22 protein-coding genes are annotated in these 24,619 nt (G+C 57.8%); 10 read left to right on the top strand and 12 right to left on the bottom strand.

Annotation, left to right across the window (positions count from 1 at the left end; translation table 11 throughout):
- Positions 1 to 14: 14 nt before the first annotated feature.
- The 5 genes from asnB (at position 15) to CLI93_RS08725 (ending at position 6,693) form a co-directional block, all read left to right on the top strand.
- Positions 15 to 1,928 carry an asparagine synthase (glutamine-hydrolyzing) gene (gene asnB / locus CLI93_RS08745; protein WP_095542261.1) on the top strand — a complete coding sequence of 638 codons (1,914 nt, stop codon included), beginning with the start codon at positions 15 to 17 and terminating at the stop codon, positions 1,926 to 1,928.
- Positions 1,921 to 3,069 carry a glycosyltransferase family 4 protein gene (locus CLI93_RS08740; RefSeq protein ID WP_095542262.1) on the top strand — a complete coding sequence of 383 codons (1,149 nt, stop codon included), beginning with the start codon at positions 1,921 to 1,923 and terminating at the stop codon, positions 3,067 to 3,069. The genes asnB and CLI93_RS08740 overlap by 8 nt, the downstream gene beginning before the upstream one ends.
- A gap of 6 nt (positions 3,070 to 3,075) precedes the next feature.
- Entirely contained in the window at positions 3,076 to 4,179 is a 1,104-nt protein-coding gene (locus CLI93_RS08735) for a glycosyltransferase family 4 protein (RefSeq protein ID WP_095542263.1), read from the top strand.
- Positions 4,180 to 4,293: 114 nt separating this feature from the next.
- Positions 4,294 to 5,304, top strand: coding sequence for an NAD-dependent epimerase (locus CLI93_RS08730; RefSeq protein WP_095542264.1), 1,011 nt, complete (start codon positions 4,294 to 4,296; stop codon positions 5,302 to 5,304).
- Between the two features lie 48 nt (positions 5,305 to 5,352).
- Positions 5,353 to 6,693, top strand: a complete 1,341-nt coding sequence (locus CLI93_RS08725; RefSeq protein ID WP_095542265.1) for a UDP-glucose dehydrogenase family protein — start codon at positions 5,353 to 5,355, stop codon at positions 6,691 to 6,693.
- Positions 6,694 to 6,760: 67 nt separating this feature from the next.
- On the opposite strand, the gene CLI93_RS08720 is transcribed toward CLI93_RS08725, so the two are convergent.
- The 8 genes from CLI93_RS08720 to CLI93_RS08680 form a co-directional block, all read right to left on the bottom strand.
- The gene (locus tag CLI93_RS08720; protein WP_238945797.1) at positions 6,761 to 7,603 is read right to left on the bottom strand and encodes a glycosyltransferase family 2 protein; all 843 of its coding nucleotides are present in this window, start codon (positions 7,601 to 7,603) and stop codon (positions 6,761 to 6,763) included.
- A gap of 246 nt (positions 7,604 to 7,849) precedes the next feature.
- A complete protein-coding gene (locus CLI93_RS08715; RefSeq protein WP_095542267.1) occupies positions 7,850 to 10,921 on the bottom strand; it encodes a fused MFS/spermidine synthase in 3,072 nt (1,023 codons plus the stop codon).
- A 112-nt stretch (positions 10,922 to 11,033) separates the two neighbouring features.
- The gene (gene tfpZ / locus CLI93_RS08710; protein ID WP_095542268.1) at positions 11,034 to 11,789 is read right to left on the bottom strand and encodes a TfpX/TfpZ family type IV pilin accessory protein; all 756 of its coding nucleotides are present in this window, start codon (positions 11,787 to 11,789) and stop codon (positions 11,034 to 11,036) included.
- A 61-nt stretch (positions 11,790 to 11,850) separates the two neighbouring features.
- Entirely contained in the window at positions 11,851 to 13,611 is a 1,761-nt protein-coding gene (locus CLI93_RS08705) for a tetratricopeptide repeat protein (RefSeq protein ID WP_172424260.1), read from the bottom strand.
- A gap of 245 nt (positions 13,612 to 13,856) precedes the next feature.
- Positions 13,857 to 14,279, bottom strand: coding sequence for a pilin (locus CLI93_RS08700; RefSeq protein ID WP_238945798.1), 423 nt, complete (start codon positions 14,277 to 14,279; stop codon positions 13,857 to 13,859).
- Between the two features lie 27 nt (positions 14,280 to 14,306).
- Positions 14,307 to 16,157 (bottom strand): hypothetical protein, encoded by a 1,851-nt coding sequence (locus CLI93_RS14880; RefSeq protein ID WP_143326385.1) that lies wholly within the window; start codon positions 16,155 to 16,157, stop codon positions 14,307 to 14,309.
- Positions 16,158 to 16,303: 146 nt separating this feature from the next.
- Positions 16,304 to 16,738 (bottom strand): pilin, encoded by a 435-nt coding sequence (locus tag CLI93_RS08685; RefSeq protein WP_095542272.1) that lies wholly within the window; start codon positions 16,736 to 16,738, stop codon positions 16,304 to 16,306.
- A 328-nt stretch (positions 16,739 to 17,066) separates the two neighbouring features.
- A complete protein-coding gene (locus tag CLI93_RS08680) occupies positions 17,067 to 17,768 on the bottom strand; it encodes an FHA domain-containing protein (protein ID WP_124857713.1) in 702 nt (233 codons plus the stop codon).
- Between the two features lie 424 nt (positions 17,769 to 18,192).
- Between CLI93_RS08680 and recA the strand changes: the two genes are divergently transcribed.
- From recA to CLI93_RS08665, 3 genes are all read left to right on the top strand, one after another.
- On the top strand, positions 18,193 to 19,260 hold the full coding sequence (gene recA, locus CLI93_RS08675; RefSeq protein ID WP_095542274.1) for a recombinase RecA: 1,068 nt from the start codon (positions 18,193 to 18,195) through the stop codon (positions 19,258 to 19,260).
- Positions 19,260 to 19,952: a recombination regulator RecX gene (recX, locus tag CLI93_RS08670; protein ID WP_095542275.1), complete on the top strand. Its 693-nt coding sequence runs from the start codon at positions 19,260 to 19,262 to the stop codon at positions 19,950 to 19,952. The genes recA and recX overlap by 1 nt, the downstream gene beginning before the upstream one ends.
- Positions 19,953 to 20,044: 92 nt before the next feature.
- Complete coding sequence (locus tag CLI93_RS08665) at positions 20,045 to 20,359, top strand: hypothetical protein (RefSeq protein WP_095542276.1); 315 nt, start codon at positions 20,045 to 20,047, stop codon at positions 20,357 to 20,359.
- Positions 20,360 to 20,498: 139 nt separating this feature from the next.
- Here the strand turns inward: CLI93_RS08665 and CLI93_RS15395 are convergent, their stop codons facing one another.
- The 4 genes from CLI93_RS15395 to CLI93_RS15390 all read right to left on the bottom strand — a co-directional run bounded on the left by CLI93_RS15395 (position 20,499) and on the right by CLI93_RS15390 (position 22,792).
- Positions 20,499 to 21,314, bottom strand: coding sequence for an exosortase H-associated membrane protein (locus CLI93_RS15395; RefSeq protein WP_238945800.1), 816 nt, complete (start codon positions 21,312 to 21,314; stop codon positions 20,499 to 20,501).
- Positions 21,307 to 21,867 carry an exosortase H gene (gene xrtH / locus CLI93_RS08655; protein WP_095542309.1) on the bottom strand — a complete coding sequence of 187 codons (561 nt, stop codon included), beginning with the start codon at positions 21,865 to 21,867 and terminating at the stop codon, positions 21,307 to 21,309. The genes CLI93_RS15395 and xrtH overlap by 8 nt, the downstream gene beginning before the upstream one ends.
- A 165-nt stretch (positions 21,868 to 22,032) precedes the next feature.
- Positions 22,033 to 22,386, bottom strand: coding sequence for an RNA recognition motif domain-containing protein (locus CLI93_RS08650; protein WP_095542277.1), 354 nt, complete (start codon positions 22,384 to 22,386; stop codon positions 22,033 to 22,035).
- A 244-nt stretch (positions 22,387 to 22,630) separates the two neighbouring features.
- A complete protein-coding gene (locus CLI93_RS15390) occupies positions 22,631 to 22,792 on the bottom strand; it encodes a hypothetical protein (protein ID WP_172424262.1) in 162 nt (53 codons plus the stop codon).
- 75 nt (positions 22,793 to 22,867) lie between these two features.
- Here CLI93_RS15390 and metX point away from each other — a divergent pair, with 75 nt between their 5' ends.
- On the top strand, positions 22,868 to 24,010 hold the full coding sequence (gene metX, locus CLI93_RS08645) for a homoserine O-succinyltransferase MetX (protein WP_095542278.1): 1,143 nt from the start codon (positions 22,868 to 22,870) through the stop codon (positions 24,008 to 24,010).
- Positions 24,007 to 24,588, top strand: a complete 582-nt coding sequence (gene metW / locus CLI93_RS08640) for a methionine biosynthesis protein MetW (protein WP_095542279.1) — start codon at positions 24,007 to 24,009, stop codon at positions 24,586 to 24,588. Before metX ends, metW begins: the two co-directional genes overlap by 4 nt.
- The last annotated feature ends 31 nt before the right edge of the window (positions 24,589 to 24,619 follow it).

Genomic DNA, 24,619 nt, shown 5'->3' with positions numbered 1-24,619 from the left:
AGCGAGCATTGCTGATGTGCGGACTGGCTGGAATCCTTGGCCCGGGCGCGGATGATGCCCATAGGCTGGGGGCGGCGATGGGGCTGGCCCTGGCGCATCGGGGGCCGGATGCGCAGGGCATTTGGGCCGATGCCGAGGCGGGTGTGGCCCTGGTGCACAGGCGCCTGAGCATTCTGGAACTTTCCGCTGCCGGTGCCCAGCCCATGCATTCGGCGGATGGGCGCTGGGTTCTGGCCTTCAATGGCGAGATTTACAACCATCGCGCCTTGCGCGCTGAGCTCGAAAAATCGGGGGGGCGCCACTGGCGCGGGCATTCCGATACCGAAGTTTTGTTGGAAGCCATTGCGCAATGGGGCGTGAAAGAAGCTTTACAGCGGTGTACCGGCATGTTCGCGTTAGCCGCCTGGGATCGGCAAACGCGCATATTGACTTTGGCGCGGGACCGTTTAGGCGAAAAACCCCTATATGTTGGTCGGGTAGGAGGCGATATTGTTTTTGGCTCGGAGCTGCGTGCCTTTCGACAGCATCCTGCTTGGCGCCATGATGTGGAGCCGGCCGCCTTGACGTGGATGCTGGAAGTGGGCTACGTCCCTGCTCCTTGGAGTATCCATCCGGGGATTTTCAAGCTACCGGCAGCAAGCATGCTGCAATTGCGTCCTGCACAAGCCTGGTCAAAGGACGTCGGGGGCTTTTGCCAGCAGCTTCAACCATATTGGCAACTGGACAGCGAAATCGAGCAAGCACGTCAATCCCCTTGGACTGGTAGTGAAAGCGAAGCGCTGGAAACCTTGCAATCGCTGCTGGATGACGCAGTATGCGCACAAATGGATGCGGATGTGCCTGTCGCCGCCTTGCTTTCGGGCGGAATCGATTCCAGCCTGATCGTCGCCAGCATGGTCAAGCAGGCGCCCGGCAAAGTGCACGCATTCACTGTGGGTTTTGACGAGCCAACATTGGACGAAACCTCTGCGGCAACTGCCACCGCTCAATTTCTGGGAGTTCATCACACAGTCTTGCCGTTGCAATCCAATACAGCATTGGATTTGGTTGAAAGCCTGCCAGAAGTTTATGACGAACCGTTTGCCGATGCGGCGCAGTTACCCGCACTGATGGTTTGCCATGCCGCCAAAGGGATTGCTGGCGTCGTGCTGACAGGAGATGGCGGCGACGAGTTGTTTCATGGCTACCAGCGTTACTTGGATGCGGCTCGCCTATGGCCATGGATGACCCGCACTCCTGCACGCCTGCGGGGCTGGATATGTCGACGGGCGGAGACTCTGGCAGAGTGTTTGCCCCCTGGCAGGCTAGGCCGTGCGCTGATCCGGCAATCGACTCGCCTTACTTCAGGCGATGTGCCAAGTTATGCCATGTCTTTGTTGCGTTTTCCCAGCATGCGAACAAAAGCAGCGACGCTTTTTTTGCAAGACCCTGCTTGGCCACGTTTACCTGCCTGTCTTTTACAAGCCCCCATAGGCGAACAGTTACGTTACTTCGATCAAGCTTTTACCTTGCCGGAAGGTATTCACACCAAGCTTGATCGAGCCAGCATGCGGGCTGGCTTGGAGTTGCGGGTGCCAATGCTGGATCTGCGATTGCTTTCTTTTTCATGGCAACTACCTTTGCATTGGCTTGCCAATAAAGATCAAGGCAAGTGCCTGTTGCGCAAGCTGGCTGCAAGCCAGCTCCCCCCGGCGACGGCACACCGGCGCAAACACGGTTTCGATGTGCCTGTTTCTCAGTGGTTACGAGGGCCGTTGAAGAAATGGTCGGCGAGCTTGTTGGCACCACATGCTTTGGAAAACGAACCCCACTTAGACGCTAAGCGTATCCAAGTTTTATTCAAGGCGCATCAAAGTGGAAAAGCGGATTATGGTTATGCTTTGTGGGCAGTATTGATGTTTCGCTTGTGGAGTCTACGTTATGGTTGATCTGCGCTTACGTATCCTGGTACTGGCCAACTTGCCCCCCCACGTCATGGGAGGTGCAGAAAATCAGGTATCGCGTCTGGTGGCATGTTGGACACAGCAAAACACACATGTGGAAGTTGCCGGGCACCGCATCCCTAAAGGGCAGCAGCAAATAGGGGCAAGTCTTGTGCGCACCCATCACCTGCGCTCTTGGAAGACAGCTGGCAGAGCAGGGCGTGCGCTTGGTTATTTTTTTTCATTGCTCAAGCTGGTCTTGCAACGCAAAAAAGATTTTGATGTCGTATATTGCCGCGGGCTGGGCGATGGCGCCATTGCGATGGCATTGTTACGCTGGCTTGGTTTTTGTCGTTGGCCCTTGGTTGCTGTGCCTATTAATGCACGTGGTGCGGGGGATGCAAGCTTCATCCGCTCGATCCCGGGGTGGCGTTTTTTTTGCAGACGATTGAACCAGGAAATTTCAGCCATCAACCTGATTAACTTGGAAATAGCCCATGAATTGAATGCATTGGGCATTACCAAGCCACCTCGCAGCACAATTCCTAACGGAATTCCACTTCTGCCGAAACTGGAGCGCAGCTCGGTTGCTGCGACGCGCAGACTTGTGTGGACAGGCCGGTTGGAGCCACAAAAAGGAATTGATCTGCTGCTCACAGCCCTTGCTGCATGCCAAGCGGCAGGCAAGCACTTTCACCTTACGCTATGGGGTGATGGCGCGCTACTGCCACAATTACATTCGCAGGCGGTCGCGCTAGGCCTTATCGAACGAGTCAGTTTTGCAGGCGTATGTACGGCGGAACAGGTGCGCAGCGCTTTGCAAGATGCAGACATTTTCGTTCTTCCATCACTTTACGAGGGTATGTCCAACTCTGCTCTCGAAGCTATGGAAGCCAGCCTGCCTGTACTGTGCACCCGCTGCGGTGGCATTGACCAGAGCGTGGCGGAAGGCGCTGGCTGGGTATGCGAACCCAACGACTTGGCAACATTAGAAATAGCACTGCTGGACATATTTGATGCTTCAGATGAAGAAGTTTTGGCGCGTGGCCGATATGCTCGTGCTTTGGTTGAGTCTCGGTTCAATATTCAGCAGGTGGCCACGGACAATCTCCGTCTATTGAGAAGCGTGTCCAATCCGTCTGTATAAAGAACCATGCGTATTCTCGTTTTATGCAAGCGCCAATATACGGGACGTGATTTGCTTGAAGATCGATATGGCCGCTTGTGGGAAGTTCCCACGGGCTTGGCGCGGCTGGGGCATGAAGTCCAAGTTGTGGTGAGCTCTTACCGTCGGCGCGGGCCACTGAGAAATGTAGAAGAGGGCGTTACTTGGTATTCAACAGATGCTCTCTTTGGCGATGCGCTAGGAGCGCAGCGTTCCATTGCACGATCATGGCAGCCCGAAATCATGTTGGCCAGCTCCGATGCATTGCATCTAGTCGCAGGCGCGCGCTTGGCACGGCGCCGTAAGATTCCAGTGGTTTTGGATTTTTATGATGACTATGAGGCTTTTGGCCTGACAAACATTCCTGGTTTAAGGTGCGCATTGCGTAGGGCATGCGCCAGAGCGGAGGCAGTCATTTCAATCAGCGGTGTATTGGCAGATCTCCTGCAGAAGCGGGGCGTTTCAAAGCAGCGGATCAGTATCATTGGTAACGGGGTGCCGAAAAACTTCGCTATGGCTTGTAGTCAAACAGAAGCTCGACTTTTATTGAATCTCCCCATTGATGTGCCCTTGATTGGAACAGCTGGTGCGCTAGACGATTCGCGTGGCATTCAAGATTTATTTCAAGCCTATGCCCACTTGAAGAAAACCCACCCCGCGCTTCGGTTGGTTTTGGCTGGGCCTCGCGATCGTAAATTGGCTTACGCTTTTCCCTCTGATGCAATTGACTTAGGTCACTTGCCTCATAGCCAAGTTGCCTTGCTGTTCCGTGCCCTGAATGTGGGTGTGGTTTGTAACCGTGACAGCGCTTTTGCGCGCTCCTGCCATCCGATGAAGCTTGTCGAGATGACCGCATGCCGCTTACCTGTTGTTGTCGCAGCCGTTGGCGAAGCCGCTGCCTTGCTTGCAAAACGGCCAGATGCGTTGTTTTCACCCGGGGATGTGCATGCTTTGACATCCCGCATCGCTGCGCAAATCGATAATCCTCGCCCACTCCCGCAAGACTCCGTACAAGACTGGGGTGTGATCGCCCATAAATTTGATACGGTATTGCGACAGTCTGCTCGTCACTATTGGCAGACAGAGGTTTGATTTATTTTAATAACTCACACCCATGGTGCTCAAGCAAACACCCGTCATTTTTTGCACGAAATGGCAAATGCACATAAACCATCAACAACCAAGGTCGCCCCAACAATTAATCAAATGAAAAAAGTAATAGTAACAGGCTGCGCCGGATTTATTGGCATGCACTGCACTCAAACCCTTCTTGCGCAGGGCTATGAGGTTTTTGGAATTGATGACCTGAATGAATATTACGATCCTTCCCTTAAAATGGCCAGGTTATCCAATCTAAAAAATCACCAAAATTTCCAATTTGAAGAAATGGACATTTCTAACTGTGCGGCAGTTTCTCAAATATTCAAGAGGGCACGACCGGTGCGAGTGCTACACTTGGCAGCCCAAGCAGGCGTACGTTACTCTCTGGAGCAGCCCAAAAAATATACGGACAGCAACCTTATTGGTTTTGCAAATATTCTAGAAGGTTGTCGACTCTCACAAGTTGAACATCTCGTTTTTGCCAGCAGCTCTAGCGTATACGGCGGAAACACAAAAATGCCACTTTCAGAGTCTGATGCTGTAGATCATCCCATCAGTTATTATGCAGCAACAAAAAAAGCCAATGAAATCATGGCTCACACATATGCGCACCTTTATTCCATTCCATGTACGGGCTTGAGGTTTTTCACAGTTTATGGCCCATGGGGAAGACCTGACATGGCCTTGTTCAAATTCACACAGTCTATGCTGGCAGGCGAGCCCATAGAGCTTTATGGCAATGGCCAACTGGTACGTGACTTTACTTATATCGACGACATTGTTGAAGGCGTATTACGAATTTTGGCAAAACCAGCCACCTCAGACATGCTATTTGATCCCATGAATCCCAATCCCAGCACGTCATGCGCACCCTACCGAATCTTCAACATTGGCAACTCCAGACCAAAAACAATTATGGATTATGTCGCCGCATTAGAGTTGGCGCTAGGATTTGAAGCAAAAAAAATTTTTCTGCCACTGCAACCGGGCGACATGAAAAAAACGGCGGCTGATACCCATGCACTGAGCTCTTGGATTGGCTTTGTGCCGAACACTCCAATTCGTGTTGGCGTGAATCGCTTCGTTCAATGGTATCGCGAATACTACAAAAAATGAAGTCGCACCAATAAAATCATTAGACGATATGCTGGAGGTTTTGCAATCATGAAAGTAACTATTTTTGGCACTGGCTATGTTGGCTTGGTGCAAGCTGCCGTGTTAGCTGATGTTGGACACGATGTGTTTTGCGTAGACATCGATGCAAAAAAAATATCTTCCCTGCAAAAAGGACTGGTTCCGATTCATGAACCCAATCTGGTGCCTTTGGTGGTGGCAAATCAGGCTGCTCAGCGTTTGCACTTTACCACTGATGCTGCGACAGGCGTTGCCCATGGCGATATTATTTTTCTTGCTGTAGGGACGCCACCTGATGAGGATGGCAGTGCTGACCTTGAATATGTTTTATCTGCAGCAAAATCTATTGCGAGACATATGAAATCTCCAAAGATTATTGTCAACAAATCTACTGTCCCAGTAGGTACGGCAGATAAGGTTAGAGAAGTCGTATGCAGCATACTACGTGAGCGGGGTGTCTCCATTGATTTTGAGGTCGTGAGCAATCCTGAATTTTTAAAAGAAGGCTGCGCTGTCGCCGACTGCCAGCGCCCTGATCGAATTATTATTGGCAGTTCTAGTGAAAAAGCGATTCGCACGCTTCGAGAACTCTATGCCCCCTTCAATAGAAATCACGATCGAATCATCTTAATGGATGTTCGCAGCGCTGAGCTAACAAAATATGCCGCCAATGCCATGCTTGCCACGAAAATCAGCTTTATAAACGAAATTTCAGGCTTGGCAGAGCGTCTAGGAGCAGACATTGAAGCTGTACGGCGCGGGATCGGCTCGGACCCGCGTATTGGCTATCACTTTATCTACCCTGGAGCAGGCTATGGGGGGAGTTGCTTTCCAAAAGATATCAAGGCCCTCATCAGCACCGCGAAATCAAGCAATTTCGACCCCAAGATACTAATCGCAGTAGAACAAAGAAATAATGAGCAGCGCCACGTATTAGGCGACCGAATCTTGAGTTTCTACAAACACAACATAAAAGGCAAGAAAATTTCCTTATGGGGCTTGGCCTTCAAGCCTGAGACCGATGACATGCGCGAGGCGCCGAGTTGTATTCTTTTAAAAACCCTATTAGATGCGGGAGCGCACGTACAAGCATTTGATCCCGCAGCCATGCATGAAGCCCGCCGGATCTTCGGAAATCATGCCGCCTTCAGTTTTTGCGAAAACCCCATGCAGGCTCTTGAGGGCGCAGATGCATTGGCTATCGTGACCGAGTGGAAGCAGTTCCGCGCACCAAACTTCGTACGCATGGCAAACTTATTAAAAGACCGTATTGTTTTTGACGGACGCAACATATACGACCCTGAAATGATGCGTCGTCATGGACTAAACTACTTCAGCATTGGACGACCACCCGTAATCATTAAAACCTGACAATCACATTTCCTACCCGCAATAGCAAAATAATCTAATCATTGATTTTTTATGCAAAGAGCAAACATCAAGCATCCCGACGATAGGTTAAAGCCGTAATCTGCTCCGAAATCAGCCCAATTAGAAAGATGATTACAGCCGCGCTGAGCAAAAGCAAGCTCATATTGGTAAACCTGCCAGCCGCATGGAAAGTCCATCCATAATAGATAAGCCCTGTCACGAAGAAAAATGTGGCAATCGGCGCAAACAGTTTGAGCGGGGAAAATAGCGTGGCAATCTTGAAAATGATGAGCAAAAAGCGGATGCCGTCGCGAAAAATGCGGATATGGCTGGTGGTTCCCACCCGTTGATGCACGGGGATCGGTAGATAGGCCACCGAATACCCGCTGCGAAAGAAGGCCATGGTGCAGGTGGTGGGGTAGCTGAAGCCGTTGGGCAGCAGGTGCAGGAACTCGCGAAACTTATCGGCGCGTACCGCACGAAAGCCAGAGGTCAGATCGTCGATGCGGTGCCCCGTCATCCAACTGGCCAACCGGTTGTAGAACGCATTGGCCATGCCGCGGTGCCGGCTGGCTTGGCCTGCGGCATCGCGTGCGCCTACGACCATGTCGTAGCCTTCTTCCAGTTTGTCCAGCAAGGCCTGGATGTGCGCAGGGTCGTGCTGGCCATCTGCGTCCATGAACACGATGATGTCGCCTCGCGCGGCACGCGCGCCAGTCTTAATGGCGGCACCATTGCCCTTGGAGTAGGGGTGGCGGATGACGCGCGCGCGCGCCGCCTCGGCCACTTGGGCCGTTGCGTCGCTGGAGCCGTCGTCAACCACGATCACCTCGGCCTGGGGCCAGGCACGCACGATGCGCTCGACCGTCTGGCCAACGGCTTCCTGTTCGTTCTTGGCGGGCAGCACCACGCTGAGTGTGAGTGCGTGCGGGCCCGCAGTGAGCGTGATTGGCTTCGTCATGGCAATGTCTCCCTAAATGCATGGCGATGGTGCGCACCGCACACCATCGGTCTGTCTTGTACGTCTTTCAGAGGCCTCTTTAAGCAGCAGTGAAAGCGCTGCGTGCCGGGCATGGTTTCCTTTAGGCATGGGGTGGTTGTGGCGACAGGCGGGGGCATCACATCCCGTCATTTACGCGATCTGCAACGTGGCGGTTCATTGGGAGGCTTCTTGCATTTTTCCCTGCCGCGGCTCACCGTCGGCCATGGCCAGCAACAGCATGCGCGTGGCCAAGTAGGCGCCGCTGGACTCCACCTTCGCCCCCAGGCTTTGTTCGGCTTCGCTCAGACCTTGCCAGTCGCCCTCGCGCGCCTTGTGCAGCAGCACGGCCGACAGGGCCACGTCGTCGAAATGGCTTTTCCATGTGGCTCCGCCGGGCGGGACTGCGAGCCAGTCTGCGCCCAACGCACTGGCCTGCGCCCACTCGCGCCGCGCCAGTGCGTCGAGCAAGGCCAGCACGCGGGTCAGGTCGGGCGAGATGCGTTCGGGTGCGCAGGGCAGCCACGCCGGAGCGATCAGCACGCCGCGCTGGACATCGGCAGGCAGCAAGGGCATGGTGAGGTCTGTCACTTCGCGCAAGCGGCTGGCCAACCCTTCTTCCCACACCGCTGCCGGTTCGTGGCAGACCTGTTGCGCCACGGCATGCAGCAACTGCGCGGGCGCCAGTTCTGCGGCCGGCACCGCAACCGCTTCTGCCGTCGCCTCCGCCGCTTCACCGCGCAGCAAGCGGGCCATGGCGCGAGCGCGCCGCGTGGCGCCATCGGCGGTGAAGTGATTGAGCCGGGAGGGGGCAGTCGACGCGGGCAGCGGCGAGCGTACCGACAGCGCTTCCAGTAACAGCGCGGGCCTGTAGGGTAGGTCGGCCAATGACCAGGCTACGGCATTGGTAAAGCGCGTCTTGGGCGCCTCCAGACTCAGCAACGGGTGGTAATACGAATTGGGCCTGGTGCCATAAAGCCGTCCGTACGCCCGCAGCATCCGGCCATCGGCCACTTGCCGGAATGCCAGGTGTTCCGGCACATCCAGGCCCAGGCGGCGCATTTCCCCGCCCAGCATGCCTTGCAGCACGCGCTCGGCCTTGACGGGCGGCAGCTTGCCATCGTGCGCTGCCACGATGATGAGATCCGCATGGTTGGTCAGGTAGGCTTGGTAGTCGGTGAAGGTCGCTGTCAGCCCGTTCAGGATGGAGGCCACCAACGCGTCGTCGATTTCGTACAGCTGCACCCACTGCACGAACAAGCCGCCCGGCTTGAGGTGGCGCGGCACGAAGGCATAGAACTCCTTGGCAAACAACGCCCCGATGCCGCTGACCCAAGGGTTGGATGGCTCCGACACGATGATGTCGTATCTGGCCTGACGGCCGGAGAAATAGGCCTTGGCATCATCGATCACGATGTGCGAACGCGGGTCTTCGTAGGCGCGGGCCACACGCGGGCCGAAAGCCCGGGCGCCATCGACCATGACCTGCTCGATCTCAATGGTGTCCACGCGCCGCACGCGTGCGTCGCCCAGCAGCGTATGGGTGGTCATGCCCGAGCCAAAGCCGATCACGCCCACCTCCTGCGGGTCGCCATGCATCGCGAGCGGCAGAGTGGCCAGCAGCCCCATCGTCGCTTCATCCGACATGGGCGCGCTCGCATCAGTCATAGTGATGGAGGCGTCGGGCTTGCCATTGGTGGCAATACTCAATTGCCCGCCGGGCAAGCCGCGCACCGAAATGCTGGCCGTTTTACCATCACGGTAGAAGAGCATGTGCGTTCCCTGCGGCACGCTGGTTTCCCCTGTACGGAACACGCCGCTGGCAAGCCGCTCCGGCTCAAACGGCACGCGCAGCACAGCCAGCGCCGTGGCCAGCAGCACGGCAAAGCCGGCTGCGGCCACCCGCCACAGCGCCGGGCGGCTTTGTACCTGCTGCCGCAGCAGAAACAGGCCGATGCCCATGTCCACCAGCGCGGCCGCCACCAGTGCCAGCTTCAGCCCCAGGCCGGGAATGAGCACGTGCACGGCGACGAACACGCCCATGATGGAGCCCACGGTGTTCCAGGCATACACCTGCCCGATGGCGCGTTCGCCCTGCCGCGCACGCAGCAGGGCCACCGTGAACAACGGCAGCGTGGTCCCCGCGAAGAAGGCCGCCGGCAACATGATCAGGATGGCGATGGCCGCCGTGCCCAGGGTATAGAGGCTGTAGCCGTGCTCCGTCTTGCCCAGCGCCGACATCAGCCAGCCTACCCATTCGAAGGCATTGCCATACAGCGCCAGCGAAGCCAGCGCGGCCAGCCCCATGCACACCTGCATCCAGCCCACCAGGCGCAGCGGCGCGGGGTGCGCATCAGCCCGCTTGCGCACCCACAGGCCGCCAAAGGCAATGCCAGCAATGAACGAGGCCAGCATCAGCTCGAAGGCATGCAAGGTGCTGCCCACTGCCATGACCAGCATGCGTACCCACACGATTTCGTACACGAACGAGGCCGCGCCCGACAGCGCCGTGCTGCACAGCACTAGCCATAGCAGGCGCTGGCTGGCCGGGCGCCCGGGCGCCGGTGTGCCCTGAGCCCGGGTTTCAGGCACCGCTGGCGTGGCCCGCGCCAACTCCGGCCCAAGCGACAGCCACCAAGCCAGGGCCGCCACCAGCAGATTCAGCACACCCGCCGTCACCATGGCGCCGGGCAGACCCACCCAGGGCAGCAGTACGAACACCGACACCAGCGCCCCCAGCGCCGCGCCAATACTGTTGGTGAAATACAGGCCGCCCAGCAAGCGGCCATCGTGATGAGGAAAGCGCCGCGTCAGCCCGCCGCTCATCAACGGGAAAGTCATGCCCAGCAGCACCGTTTGCGGCACGATCAGCAGCGCCGCCACCGTCCAGCGCAGGACATCCGTGGCCCAGGGCGAGCCTATGGACGGAATCAGCACGTCGTAGCTGAACCCCGCCACGGCCGTGAAAATGAGGTGGAAACCCAGGCCCAGCAGCCCGATCAAAGCCTCAATGAGCGCGTAAGCCCGGATCAAATTGCGCCAGCGCTCGCCCACGTGGGCGATCCACATCGCGCCAGCGGCCATGCCGCCCATGAAAATCGCCAGCACCAAGGCCTGTGCATAGGCCGCGTGCCCCAGAAACAAACCCAGGTAGTGCGACCATATGGACTGATAAACCAAGCCAGAAAAACCGGACAGAACGAATACGCCCAGCAACAATGCCTTGGGAGAGCGCAGGAGATTTTTCATAGATATGAAATTTGGAATGGGTGAATATTGAAAATATTTCCAAACCGTGGCCTTGGCACCCATCAGCCCATGCCTTTCTCACCCCCAGAATTCAATGGAACGCCTTCTGAGGTCATGGCTTCAGACTGTCAAATGCAGCATAGCCCATAGGATTGGCCTCAGCATCCAAAAAAACCGTCCAGACCACAAAATTACGCCCAACAACAGGCAAATAGCGTATGGCTGTTTTGGCCACATTGAACTCTTTAGCAAGCTGCTCAAGCATAGGGGACAACTCAGGAAACTGCTGTGCCAGCGCCTGCGCGGGGTGCGCTGCGGCCAGCACCTCCTCGCGACTTTCCGCGTAAGGCACCCACAGCTGCGGCTGGAAGGCTTCATACGTGCCCATCAAGGCGCGGGTCAGTACCTGGTCGCGCTGCATCGGGTCTGAAGGCATGCGCACCGCCAGCCAGCTTGGCCCGTTCCACGGCAAAGGAACGACTCCTGGGTGTAATTTGCCCAGCGCCCGCGCATCGACATCAGCCGCATGCACCACCCTGAACAAATCCTTTTCAAACACCATGTGCACAGGCCTGGCCTGCGCCAAGGTCCACATGCCATAGCCAAGGGCCATGAATTGAACGAATGCAATGACGCCATAATCGAAACGGATCGCGCGTCGGGATTTTTTCTCGTTGTAAATGACCAAAGTCACCAGTGGCCCGACAATGACGTCGATCGCCATGATCATCAGGAAAAGCTCCAGCCCGCCCGACAAGCTGCGATACGGGTGGGGATACCAACAGAAAAATGTAAATGCCGCCACCCCCAGCGCGATGACGCAACTGATGGCCAGGTGTATGGCAAAGGCATGAATGCGCTGCTTCATGGGCGTCTTTTAGTCTGTCAGGGGGAAATATCGGTGTAGCCGCGCGCGGTGTGACCTGAAGTTATCGCAGGGAATCCGAGGGGCTGAGCCTTGCGCGCAACTCGTTCATGCGCCGCACCTGGCTTCGACTCAAGGATGCACCTGTCATTTCATTTAAAACAGTTTGCGCTTCGTCTTGCATGCCCAAGTCGGCCAGTATGACAGCGAAATTCAGGGCTATGGTCAGATTCTGGGCATCGGCTCGGTAGGCCTCCTGAAGAAAGGCTGCCGCCGTGGGCAAATCGTCGCGGTCAATGAACAACTGCCCCAGCATGGTGTTGACCCTGGCCTGGTCGATGGGTCTGATTTGGGGGTTGGCCAGCAAACCATGCGCCAACTCCAAAATGACATCCATCTCGAAGCGGCAATGGCCCCGGTGCTGGCATTGCATCAGGCTGACGATGACCTCCGGCGTGGCAGCGGCCAGGGGCGGAGTGGCCAGTAACTGTGCCACTTGCGTCACCGCCTGCGGGTCGCTGTCTCGGCCCAGCCGATTGTGGGCCACGAGCTGCCCCACGGCCGACTGGGGCGTTCCCCGCACGGCATCGGCCCTGGCGTAAAAATCCAGCGTCGCCTGGAGCAACTGGCGCTGGCTGGATTCATCCGGTGCATGCAAGGCCCTGGTCCCCAGCAGGGCGGCCACGTCAGTCAGCGCACGCACGGAGCGGGGGTGGTGCTCAGCCTCCATCAGGGCACGCCGCAAATCATCGCTCCACTCGACCGCGCGCCAGGCAGTCAGCGCCGTCAGGCACAGCAGGGCCAGCGTACAGGCTGCCGCCAGCCGTCTACGGCGCACAGCCTGGCCACGCTGCCATGCCAGGCCCGCCCCATAGGCCACCGCAAAGGCCAGCCCGAAGCTGGGCAAATAGTTGCGGTGCTCATGCACCATTTCCAGGCCCAACACGCTGGACTCGAGGGCGTGCCCGATCAGAAAGAAAAAGACGGCAAAGGCCAGCACCGGCCAGTGCCGACGCAGCCGCCATGCCAGCCATACCAGCATCAGCAAGCCGATGATCGCCGGCAGGGTGGACCATGGCGCCCACAGACTGCGCGAAATCTCGAAATCATCGTGGTAAAGGCCCATCTGGCGGATGTCGGGCAGCGCCAGCAGACGCAAATAAAACCAAAGCACCCGCGCTTGGGTGTACAAGCGCTCCTCCCAAGTGAAATCGCGAATGCGGTAGCTGCCCAGAATCCACTGGGGATGCAAGGCTAGATAGGCCAGCACCGCCAAGGCCGGCAGAACGCACAAGGTCAGATGCAACCCCTGCAAGGCGCGACGACCCTTGGGTGCCAGGCCCTGCCAGCGGAAGAACAGCCACTCGGTCAACAGCAGCAGCGGACTCAGCAGCACGCCGTTCTCCTTGCTCAGGGCCGCCAGCGGCAAAAAAACGCCCCAGGCCGAGGCAATCATCAGCCACGCGCCCCAGCCGGCATGCCCCTGTACCTGCCGCTGGCGGCCCAGGGCATACAGTGCCAATCCCCAGGCCATGAACAGGGCCGCCAGGCTGGCCATGCGCTGCACCACATACAGCACGCTGGTCAGCTGCAACGGATGGAGCAACCACAGCGCCACCGCCAGCAGCGCCAGCGGTCTGGCCCAGTGGCGGCTGCAAGTCGCTGAGCTTGCCGTTCCCACATCACGCCGCGCCAGCACGCCAGCCAAGGCCAGCGCATAAACGTAAAAGCCCATGCCCGCCAGCAGGTGGATGACGAGGTTGCTCAGCTTCATCGGCCATGGGGCCATGCCGCTGACCGCATGGTTGAGCGCGAAAGTCAGCATGCTGACCGGGCGCTTGAGCGCCCCGGCGTCGCCGGACCAAGCTGCATCTTGGATGGCCCGCCAATCCCACCCACTGATATTTTGCAAGGCTACATTTTCCCTAATATTGGGAATATCATCAAATACGAAACCGCCAGGCAGGCCTTGCCAATAAATAATCACGCAAAACAATAGAGGCAGCAGCACGATTCCGCCATTCATCTGCTTGCCAAGCCATCCTGCACCCATACTCTTAATACAATAAATTAATTGCAGCTAGATGGCAAATACACTTTATCTGCCGTACTACTGCATGCCCAAACATAGGAGCCATTCGGATGGACAGAGGTCGTCAATGTCAATGTCTTGCCAGCGAGGCCTGCTGTCACGTTTGAACTTCGCATCTGAGCCACAATATTTGGCCCACTGATTGTCACTGAAGCCACGTATTTTCCAGAAATACTTCCAGGGGAAGCCAAGCCCGCACTCATATTGCTGGAGGGCCAAGCTCCCGCGCGATCATGAAATTCATGCATGGCTGAACGTGCGCTACTGGCCAAAGAGAAAGCCTCTGCAAGCTGTGCGCGTCCCACGTAGGACTGGTATGCAGGAATGGCCACCGAGGCCAAGATGCCTACAATAGCCACCACAACCATCAGTTCTATCAAGCTAAAACCATTCTTCTTCATGCGCACATTACCTTTAAAAGTTTCGCCTCAAACGCCCCGCTTGGAATTCAGCCGAATATGTTGATCGATATGCTCCAATTCATTCTGATACGTAGTGCGGCCGTATTCCAATTGCGTTTCAGGAATACGCTTCATCACCATCTTTGCAAGAGGCATCAACTCCAATGCTTTGGCATACTGCCCAAACTCAACTAATTCTCTCAAGATTCGCAAAACGAGATCTGGATGCGCGGCCTCTTGCATAGCCCTCTCCATATAATTGTTTGCCTGCTCAAATCTTCCCAATGATAATTCCAGCAAACCTTTTTGAAAATTGGCGTAGCGAGCGATTTCACTACGCTGGTAGCCTGGATTTTCCTGAAGACCGGTCAATACCTTTTGCATGCCTACTATTTGGCTTGATTCAACAGGCGCTTGCCGTACTGCATCAACCAGTATGGTGATGCCATTGGCCAACTGGGCGTCCATACGTGCTTTTGAAAAAACTTGTGCAGCCTGCTCAAAATCCCCAGCGCTCGCCCTGTTTTCACTGATTGCCATCAGCAATCTACGAATGTGCAGCAGGCTACTTTGCGGTTTTTGCTGCAATGCGTCTTCTAGAACCTTTCTTGCTTGCGTTGCTTCTCCATGTGCAAGCAGATAACTGATCAGGGCCTCTTGGGCGCGTGCAGATTGTGGCTGTCGCAAGGCCCAATGCAGCTGCAAATGCTCAACATCACTCCACAGGGCAGCTCGCGCATACAGCAGACTACACAAAACTGTAAATATTACCAAACCAGGCGCCGCAGCCAAATAACCCGCATTGCGCTCATACAATCCAAACAATGCCTGGCCGAGGGGCAAAAACATAAACGCAGCGGGCAGGTAATTTCGATGCTCAAAATACAACTCCAACCCCACGGTCGTGGATTCCAAAAGGTGCCCTGCCAAAAAAAACAGTAAGCCCACGCTCCACAAAGGATATTTTTTTCGTACGAACACACCCAACGCCACCACTCCGATCAGGCCTATGGCAGCCATCAAGGTACTGACGGGCTCTAACCAACCAGTAGAAAGAGGGTATGCATCTTGGAAAAGGCCCCATGCCTCTACACGCGGAAGCCAAAGCAAACCCAGATAGCCCCATAAGATGCGACTTTCAGTCCACAGTCTTTGCGGCTGAGTAAAATCTCGGTGAGGCCATGCATCTTCCGAGAAGTCTACCAAAGACAGCAAATATCCAATCACCAATATGCTTGGCAAATATAAAAAAATTACGCGCCAAAACAGAGAGGGCCTGGCGGCATGAGTCACTTCATGCTGGCTCGCCAGTACCCACTCCACCACGCCAATCAATACTGGCAATAAGATTCCGTTTTCCTTGGAGAGGACGGCCAGTACCGTGCCGAACAGGACGGCCAAGCTCATCCATACATAAGCTCGCCGAGGCGAAGATGGCAAGTATTGACGGCCATGCAACCACGCCCATAGCCCCAGTAGCACAAACAATGCCGCGAGCTGCGCCATGCGCTGTACGGCGTATAAAGTTGTAGAAATCCACAACGGATGCAACAGCCATAGAGCCGCCCCCAATAGCGCAACCGGCCACACTCGATTTTCAGGCCACGACAGAGCACGCAACATGACCACACTGCATGCCAGTATCATTGTGGCACACAGGGCATGCAAGATTAAATTGGTACGTTTGAATGAAAATGGATCGGCAGGCCAGTCGCGCGCATCCAGCAAAAAGCTCAGCAACGATATGGGGCGCCCTGTGGGGCCTGCAAACCCTGACTGAAGATAAGCGCGCAGCGTGTCAAAATTATGCACACCCCCGTCGCTCTTACCCAATGGGGCAAGGTTGGCAAAATCATCAAATAAAAAGCCGCCGTGCAAGCCAGGCGCATAACAGAGGCCTGCACAGGCAAGCAACGCCAGCCAGAGCAGCAGCCAGCGAACAACGGAGTACTTACTACAACCCATATAATGAATAAAAGCCCGCACAAGGCGGGCTTTAAGGCTACTGCGCCCAAGCAACCAAATTAACGGCAGGAAGAAGGCAGAAACTTGGCCAAGGCGTTAGAGCTGCACCGCCAGTCATAGGAGCCAGCAGTAGCGCCAGCAATACCACTCAAAGTCAAAGTCTTACCTTGGATGCCTTGAGAAACACCAGTAGCCTGCATCGTAGCAGTAATCCTACCACCAGTAGTCGCAACCTGAGCCACATACTTGCCCTTGATAGAAGCAGGCGCCGCCATACCAGCAGATGCATTATTGGATGGCCAATTACCCGTATTGGTGTGGAACTCAGACACTGTTCCCTTCTGGCCGCCAGCCAGACTGAAGGCTTCAGCCATCTGCGAGCGAGCGGTGTAATCCTGATATGCAGGCAATGCCACAGCAGCCAAAATACCGATGATGGCCACAACGATCATCAGTTCGATCAGCGTGAAGCCTTTTTGCAGAGATGCTTTCATGTCAAAACTCCTAAGTTGATTGATTTATTGAACCCCTCGTTCAACGCCGATGATGAACGCAAGCGGCGTGCCAGGGTGCGGCGCCCTAGGGAAAGCCCTGATTTGTCAGCTTTCTGTTAGGCTATTGTCAACTCTGGCAAAGCTTACTTGCAATTTGTGTCACCTGCTGACGTTTTGGGCTGGCAAGACAAATTTTGTCAGCCCAAAGATACAAAAAAGCGGCATATCAGATCTGACATGCCGCTTTTTGAATGGATGCTTGGTATGAGCGTGTGGGGTTGATGGGGTGCCTTGTGCTGCCCAAGCCCCGCTGCAAAGCCTCTGAGGTTCAGGCTGCCGGAGGCAGCAGGCGAAACACCATCTCGATGGCGGCCATGCGGATGCGGTCGCCGTCCTTGAGCTGGATGGGCTTGTTGGCGCCAATGGGCTGGTCGTTGACGAAGGCCTCTTGCGCGCCTTCGAGCTTGGTCAGGGTGTAGTGGTTGGGCCGGTGCGTGAAGGACAGCACGCCCACGGCGGGCGAGCCGATGGTGGTGACGATTTTGTTGAGCATCAAGCGGCGGCCGGCGTTGGCGCCAGTGGCGATGTCGATGGCCGCGGGCAGGCTGCGCGCCACGAGGGCTGAGGCGGGCTGGGTTTCCTCGAAGTGGCTGGCCGTCAACGTCGGGGTGATGCTTTGGCCGGTATCCCAGCTGCCTTCCATCTGCAGTTGCACGCTGATGCGGTAGGGGCCGATGACGATGCGGTCACCCAACTGCAGATCCTGGCGCACTTTGGCGGGAATAGGGTCGCCATTGACGTAGGTGCCGTTGGTGCTGCCCACATCCTCAATGTCCAGCTGCGTGCCATTGATGCGCACGACAGCATGCTTGCCACTGACGGTGGAGTCTTCCAGCACCAGGTCGTTGTGCTGGCGGCGGCCGATGTGTGTCAGCGGGGCGACCAGGGCGTGCTCACGCATCACCTGGTCTTCCTTGGTGACGATGAGCTTGTAGGCCATGGGGGAGAGCGCAGAGGTAAGCCGTTTCACACGTGGGCCTCGTAGTCAAAGAGAGGAGATTGCAGCTGCAGCTACCACTGGATAAAGCGGGTGCCGCTGCACCGGGCCTTCACCTTGGGTATCGGCGTCAGCCATGCGGTTGCATCATAGCGGAAGTTACTCGCTTTCCGCTTTTTGCATAGGTTGCAAAGCCTTGCTGGATAAGGGTTTGCGCACATTTTGCAGGGTCAGATGTTGCTTTCGTGCTGCAGTTTCCAGGCTTCGCTGCGCAAGCCCGCGAAACATTTGATTGATATTTCCTTATCAAATTGGGGGCTATTCATCCTTCCATTCAAGCGCTATAGGCATGCAAACTGACTAAAAAATTGATTCTTTTAAAGGATCGTTCTTCTACACTGGCACTCCATTGAGCACAGCATTGTTGCTCCGTCCATTGACTCAAAGGGATCACACCATGAACGCAAGTACCGCGAATTCAGAGAAGGCCAAGGCGCTGCAGGCGGCGCTGGCGCAGATTGAGAAACAGTTCGGCAAGGGCACCATCATGCGCTTGGGCGAAGAAGAAGCCTCGCAGGACATCCAGGTTGTCTCCACCGGCTCGCTGGGCCTGGACGTGGCGCTGGGCGTGGGCGGATTGCCGCGCGGGCGCGTGATCGAGATTTACGGGCCCGAGTCTTCAGGTAAGACCACGCTGACGCTGCAAGTCATTGCCGAGATGCAAAAGCTCGGCGGCACCTGCGCCTTCGTCGATGCCGAGCACGCGCTGGATGTGCAGTACGCGGGCAAGCTGGGCGTGCAAGTCAAGGACTTGCTGATTTCCCAGCCGGACACGGGCGAGCAGGCGCTGGAGGTGGTGGACAGCCTGGTGCGCTCAGGCGCGGTCGATCTGGTGGTGGTCGATTCGGTGGCCGCACTGACGCCCAAGGCCGAGATCGAGGGCGACATGGGCGATGCGCTGCCCGGCCTGCAAGCGCGGCTGATGAGCCAGGCGCTGCGCAAGCTCACGGCCACCATCAAGAAGACCAACTGCATGGTGATCTTCATCAACCAGATCCGCATGAAGATTGGCGTGATGTTTGGCAGCCCCGAGACCACCACCGGCGGCAATGCGCTGAAGTTCTATGCCAGCGTGCGCCTGGACATCCGCCGCACCGGCGCCATCAAGAAGGGCGATGAGGTCATCGGCAATGAAACCAAGGTCAAGGTGGTGAAGAACAAGGTCTCGCCGCCGTTCAAGACGGCGCAGTTCGACATCATGTTCGGCAGCGGCATCTCACGCGAAGGCGAGATCATCGACATGGGCGTGTTGGGCCGCATCGTGGACAAATCCGGCGCCTGGTATTCCTATAACGGCGAGAAGATCGGCCAGGGGCGCGACAACGCCAAAGAGTTCCTGAAAGAAAACCCGGAGCTGGCGCGCGAGATCGAGAACAAGATCCGTGCCAATCTGGGCGTCGTGGCCGCCACCATGGCCGAGCTGCCCGATGGCGTGGACGAAGACGGCGTGCTGCAAGACGAGTGATGCCCAAGCCCACGACACGACGTGCGGCGCAAGGCCAAGCGGCCCAACCCAAATCCGTGGCCGACTGGCTGCGCCAGGCCAAGCCCGATGCCCCTTCGCTACAATCGCCTGAGGCCACAGCGCCGCCGCGCACGGCGCGCGGCGCAGCCCGTGCCACACCTGCCATGGCTCCGGCTGCACCCGCCGAATCCAGCCCCGCAGGCGGCCGCGCCAGCCGCCGCACCACGCCATCACTGGGCGCACGCGCCTTGCGTGCCTTGGCACGGCGCGAGTACGGCACGCAAGAGCTGCGCCGCAAGCTGGCCCCCCATGCCGAGCACGCCGCAGAGCTGGATGCGCTGCTGCAATCGCTGCAGGCCAAGGGTTTGCTCAGCGATGCCCGCGCGGCAGCCTCCATCGCGCGGCAAAAGGCGGCGCGCTATGGCAGTGCCCGCATCCAGCGCGATCTGCTGGCCAAGGGGCTGGACCGAGAGCTGGTGCAAAGCACGCTGGCGGATTTGCAGCAGGACGAATGGCAGCGCGCGCAAGCCATCTGGCAAGCCAGATTCGGCGCACAGGATATGCGCGCACTGGATGCGCCACAGCGCCAGAAGCTGCGCGCCAAACAAGCCCGCTTCATGCTGGCGCGGGGCTTTCCCATGGACATGGTGCGCAAGCTGCTGGATCGGCATGATTCAGGCCAGCTCCAGTAGCCGCTGCCGTACACTGCACAGCAGCCGCTTCGGGAGCAGTCTGCTCGGATCGCAGCGGCCGATTTCAACGCACTTTCATTGAGGGACTTTTCATGCGCATTCGCCTTTTTTCCATCGCCCTGGCATTGGCTGGGGCCGCTGCTGTAACCGCCTGCGGCGAAAAAAATGTCATGCCCGCAGAATGCCAGGCTTATCTGGACAAAACCCAGGCCTGCATGAGCAAACTCGGCACTGATCCACAGCAGGCTGCGATGCAAAAGCAACTGCAACAGCAAATGGAAGAGCAGAAAAAACAGCTCAATGAAGAGCTGAAGAAGCTGAACAAGCAAGAGCTGGAGAACATGCGCCAGTCCTGCCAGCAGCTCAACAACCAGTTCAGCGCCATCTTCAACCAGCTCGGTTGCTGAGAACCTGCCCTGAGCAGGCCACATCCGCACAAATTAAAGCCCGGCATTGATAAAGCCCGGCATTGACAATGCCGGGCATTTTTAATGCCTTTAGGCTCTGGCGAAGAACTGAGGCTGGCTGGCGAAGGCCAGCGCCCATTCACGATCTCCGCGCGGTAAAGCGCTGCACGATGACTTCGTTGAAGAACCGGCGGTCCAACCACAGCCAGACCAGAATTGGCACCAATGTCGGCACGATCAGGGTGCCCAGTTGAAAGCCGTACACGATGGCCTCGACCTGCCAGGGGCTGACGCGCAGCAGCGCATAGTCGATCTGCGCGGCCACGATGATCTCTTTGAGGATGTAAAAAACCACTGTGAAAGCCTGGAACGGCAACAGCAGGCAATAACCCGCCAAGGCCTTGCGCCACAAGCCAGGCTGACGCGCAGCCAGCAGCAGAGCCAGGAAAATGGCCAGGCCATAGGCGTAGCGCGAGGGGTCGGCCTCCAGCAAAACCTGCGCGTGGCGGCCCTGTGATTCGGGCACAGGCACGGCAATGCCGGTCTCCACCAGCACATGCCCAGCTCCGCCATCGCCTTGCTCGGCCTGGGCATGGCCGATGACCTGCGCCTTGCTCACCCAGACCGGCGCACCCAACTCCAGGGCCGTGGCGGCCATGAAACTGACGGGGTAGGACGTCCAGGGCTTGACGAACATCCACACGGCAATGAGCACGGCCATCCAGGCGAATGCCGTGGCCGCAAACACGGGCATGCGCACCGGCTTGCTGTGCACCACCCTTGGCTGGGCCACAGGCGGCGGCGCAGTTGCAACCGCAGGCTCTGCGGCGGCTGCAGGCGCTGGCGACCGGGGCGGGCGCACCGGTCGCTCGGGCAAGGTGGCTGCCGAGGAGGTAGAAATCTGCGCAGCCGCTTGCGCAGCTGGCGAGGACGGGGGTGTCGTGGTCTCAGGCATGGACAAGCTCACCAGGGCTGCCACCGCCGCCCGGGGGCGGTGTGGTGCTGCCCACATCATCGCTGGCATCGTCCGCCGGGCGCTGCAGGCTGCGCACCCACAGCAGCCAGACGATGAGCACGTCGATCATGATCAGCGCCTGCCACAGGTATTCGTGCGCAAACTTGAACACCGCCTCATCCCACTGCCCCAGGTAGAACAGGCTGATGACGCGCACCACATTGACCGCTTGAACGGCCACAAAGCCCAGCACGATGCCCACCAGCTTGGCCCGCCAGCTCGAAGGGTAGGCCATGATGGCGGAGAACAGCACGATGCAAGCCTCAACACCGTTGCAGCCGGGTTCGATGGAGACGCCAAAGCCTGTGCTGGGGTTCCACAGCACCTTGCCAGAGGCCATTGCAGTGGCATCAAACGTCGTCACCAAATAGGCGCACATCTGCGCCAGCAGTGAAGTCCACGGCAAAACCACAGATTGCTGTACGCTGTTGAGCATGTTCAGGCCGAACAGCAGCAACTGCAAAAGGACGAAGATCAAAAAGAAACGCTTCATGGTGTGAGAGCCCGCCCCATTGTCGCGAGCTGCTGGGCTGAAATTGCAGCAAAAAAGCGCCTCCATCCTAGCGCAAGATGCAGGGCTCAGCCATGAGGACCTGCCCCACGGTCAGCAATGAAAAACCGGCCCAAAGGCCGGTTGGTTCATCAGGGGCTGAAGCGATCAGTAGCCGCTGTCATGGCCGCCACCACGCGGACCGCTGCCGTAGGGGCTGCGCAGACCGCCTTCGCGGCGGTTGCCGCCAAAGCCATTGCGCGGCGGGCGCGGCTCCAGCGGGCGGGCCTCATTGACGACCACGCTGCGGCCACCCATGGATTGACCATTCATGGCGTTGATGGCGGCCTGGGCTTCGGCGTCGCTGCCCATTTCCACAAAGCCAAAGCCTTTGGAGCGGCCTGTGTCGCGCTCCATCATCACCTTGGCACTGACGACCGTGCCGTATGGGCTGAAAGTCTGTTCGAGCTCCTCATCACGAACAGAATACGGCAGATTGCCAACATAAAGTTTGTTGCCCATTACGGACTCCTTCAAAAGATTTTCTCAAGCGATGGGGCCCCGGAGCCGCATGAGCGAACATCTCTTGAACTGCGCACGAAACCATCAAACACCGCATACCGATTCAGGCTTTGCAGCCTGCGGCCATTATCACTGACAAACACTTGAAGGACCTTGGCCGCAGCACTGCACCAATCAGTAAAAACACTGCTTTTTCGCACTTGCAGCAGGTTTTTTGGTAACCATGCGTATCAGCCGCAGTCAGTTAAAAATTGATTGCCAATTGCCGCTGCGATTCGTGCAGGGCATCCGCAATCGTTTCACAGCGTCCCACAGCCTGGCGGGCAGGTGCAAAGCTGCTATAGTTGCCTTTCGATGCGCTGATTTGCAACGCTTGCGGGCGCTTTACAAATACTGCTAAAGACATGGCCCGTGCAATGTGAGCGCATCCCAACGGCAGCCGGCTTGTTTTTAGCAAGCCGGCTTTTTGTTTTCTTGCACCATGACCTTCATCGCCCAGCCGCAGTCCATGGCGTTTGCCCGGCCGCTGCCGCTCCAAAGCGGGCAGCGCCTGGAGCGCTACACCCTGGCTTATGAGACCTACGGCCAGCTCAACGCCCAGCGCAGCAATGCGGTGCTGATCTGCCACGCGCTCAATGCCTCGCACCATGTGGCGGGCATGTACGAGGGCCAGCCCAAAAGCGCAGGCTGGTGGGACAACATGATCGGCCCGGGCAAGCCCGTCGATACCAATCGCTTTTTCGTCATCGGCATCAACAACCTGGGCTCGTGCTTTGGCTCGACCGGGCCGATGCACACCAACCCGGCCACGGGCAAGGCCTGGGGCGCGGATTTTCCCGTCGTCACGGTGGAGGACTGGGTCGATGCGCAGGCGCGCCTGCTCGACGCGCTGGGCATTGAGCAGCTGGCCGCCGTCATGGGCGGCAGCCTGGGGGGCATGCAGGCGCTGTCGTGGACTCTGCAATATCCGCAGCGCATGCGCCATGCAGTGGTCATCGCCAGCGCGCCGAACCTGACGGCCGAAAACATCGCCTTTAACGAGGTGGCGCGCCGCGCCATCGTCACCGACCCGGACTTCCACGGCGGGCATTTCTACGAACACGGCGTCGTGCCAAGGCGCGGGCTGCGCATTGCGCGCATGGTCGGGCACATCACCTATCTGTCCGACGACGTGATGAACCAGAAATTCGGTCGCCAGCTACTGAGCGGGCTGGACGTGCGCTACAGCACGCAGGACATCGAGTTCCAGATCGAAAGCTACTTGCGCCACCAGGCCGACAAGTTCAGCGAATACTTCGACGCCAACACCTATTTGCTCATCACCCGCGCGCTGGACTATTTCGACCCGGCGCGCGCCTTCAATGGCCAGCTCAGCGCCGCCTTGGCACGCGCGCAGGCCAAGTTCCTGGTCATCAGCTTCACGACCGACTGGCGCTTCTCGCCTGCGCGCAGTCGCGAGATCGTGAAGGCCCTGCTGGACAACCAACGCGATGTGAGCTACGCCAAGATCAACGCGCCACACGGCCACGATGCCTTTTTGCTAGACGACCCGCGCTACCACAACCTGGTGGCGGCCTATTTCAACCGCATCGCGGGCGAGCTCGCGCAGGAGGGGCAGCCATGAGCGACAACCAAACCATGGCCGCCATTGCCGCGCTGGTGCCGGCTGGCTCGCGCGTGCTGGACCTGGGCTGCGGCGACGGCGCGCTGCTCGAGTACCTGCAGAAAGAGCGCAACTGCAGTGGCTACGGCGTCGAGCTCGACGACGCCAAGCTGCTGGCCTGCGCGCGCCGTGGCGTGAACGTGCTGCAGATGAACCTCGACCGCGGCCTGTCCATCTTCGCCGATGACAGCTTCGACGTGGTGCTGCAAATCGACACCTTCCAGCACCTGCACAATGCCGAGACCATGCTGCAGGAGACCGTGCGCGTAGGCCGCGCTGGCATCATCGCCTTCCCCAATTTTGCGCACTGGGCCAACCGCCTCTCAGTGCTGCGCGGGCGCATGCCGGTGACGCGGCGCATGCCCTACCAGTGGTACGACACGCCCAACATCCGCGTGGGCACTTTCAAGGATTTCGAGATCCTGGCGCGCAAACACCAGCTGCGCATCCGCGACGCCTTTGGCCTGCGCGCTGGCCAGCCGGTGCGCAGGCTGATCAACCTGCGCGCCACCACCGCCGTATTCCACCTGGAGCGCTGAACGCACCCACACCGGGCCACAGCGCAAGAGA

Source organism: Vandammella animalimorsus (assembly GCF_002288875.1).
Classification (GTDB): domain Bacteria; phylum Pseudomonadota; class Gammaproteobacteria; order Burkholderiales; family Burkholderiaceae_C; genus Lampropedia; species Lampropedia animalimorsus.
This window is presented reverse-complemented; position numbering and strand designations above follow the sequence as displayed.

Excerpts from the sequence above, each read along its gene's own strand:
- CLI93_RS15395 (WP_238945800.1), bottom strand. The coding sequence starts at position 21,314 with ATGCCTGAGACCACGACACCCCCGTCCTCGCCAGCTGCGCAAGCGGCT.
- xrtH (WP_095542309.1), bottom strand. The coding sequence starts at position 21,867 with ATGAAGCGTTTCTTTTTGATCTTCGTCCTTTTGCAGTTGCTGCTGTTC.
- CLI93_RS08650 (WP_095542277.1), bottom strand. The coding sequence starts at position 22,386 with ATGGGCAACAAACTTTATGTTGGCAATCTGCCGTATTCTGTTCGTGAT.
- CLI93_RS08705 (WP_172424260.1), bottom strand. The coding sequence starts at position 13,611 with ATGCTGACTTTCGCGCTCAACCATGCGGTCAGCGGCATGGCCCCATGG.
- metW (WP_095542279.1), top strand. The coding sequence starts at position 24,007 with ATGAGCGACAACCAAACCATGGCCGCCATTGCCGCGCTGGTGCCGGCT.
- CLI93_RS08685 (WP_095542272.1), bottom strand. The coding sequence starts at position 16,738 with ATGAAAGCATCTCTGCAAAAAGGCTTCACGCTGATCGAACTGATGATC.
- recX (WP_095542275.1), top strand. The coding sequence starts at position 19,260 with ATGCCCAAGCCCACGACACGACGTGCGGCGCAAGGCCAAGCGGCCCAA.
- metX (WP_095542278.1), top strand. The coding sequence starts at position 22,868 with ATGACCTTCATCGCCCAGCCGCAGTCCATGGCGTTTGCCCGGCCGCTG.
- CLI93_RS08665 (WP_095542276.1), top strand. The coding sequence starts at position 20,045 with ATGCGCATTCGCCTTTTTTCCATCGCCCTGGCATTGGCTGGGGCCGCT.
- CLI93_RS15390 (WP_172424262.1), bottom strand. The coding sequence starts at position 22,792 with ATGTCTTTAGCAGTATTTGTAAAGCGCCCGCAAGCGTTGCAAATCAGC.
- recA (WP_095542274.1), top strand. The coding sequence starts at position 18,193 with ATGAACGCAAGTACCGCGAATTCAGAGAAGGCCAAGGCGCTGCAGGCG.
- CLI93_RS08730 (WP_095542264.1), top strand. The coding sequence starts at position 4,294 with ATGAAAAAAGTAATAGTAACAGGCTGCGCCGGATTTATTGGCATGCAC.
- asnB (WP_095542261.1), top strand. The coding sequence starts at position 15 with ATGTGCGGACTGGCTGGAATCCTTGGCCCGGGCGCGGATGATGCCCAT.
- tfpZ (WP_095542268.1), bottom strand. The coding sequence starts at position 11,789 with ATGAAGCAGCGCATTCATGCCTTTGCCATACACCTGGCCATCAGTTGC.
- CLI93_RS08715 (WP_095542267.1), bottom strand. The coding sequence starts at position 10,921 with ATGAAAAATCTCCTGCGCTCTCCCAAGGCATTGTTGCTGGGCGTATTC.
- CLI93_RS08700 (WP_238945798.1), bottom strand. The coding sequence starts at position 14,279 with ATGAAGAAGAATGGTTTTAGCTTGATAGAACTGATGGTTGTGGTGGCT.
- CLI93_RS08735 (WP_095542263.1), top strand. The coding sequence starts at position 3,076 with ATGCGTATTCTCGTTTTATGCAAGCGCCAATATACGGGACGTGATTTG.
- CLI93_RS08740 (WP_095542262.1), top strand. The coding sequence starts at position 1,921 with ATGGTTGATCTGCGCTTACGTATCCTGGTACTGGCCAACTTGCCCCCC.
- CLI93_RS08725 (WP_095542265.1), top strand. The coding sequence starts at position 5,353 with ATGAAAGTAACTATTTTTGGCACTGGCTATGTTGGCTTGGTGCAAGCT.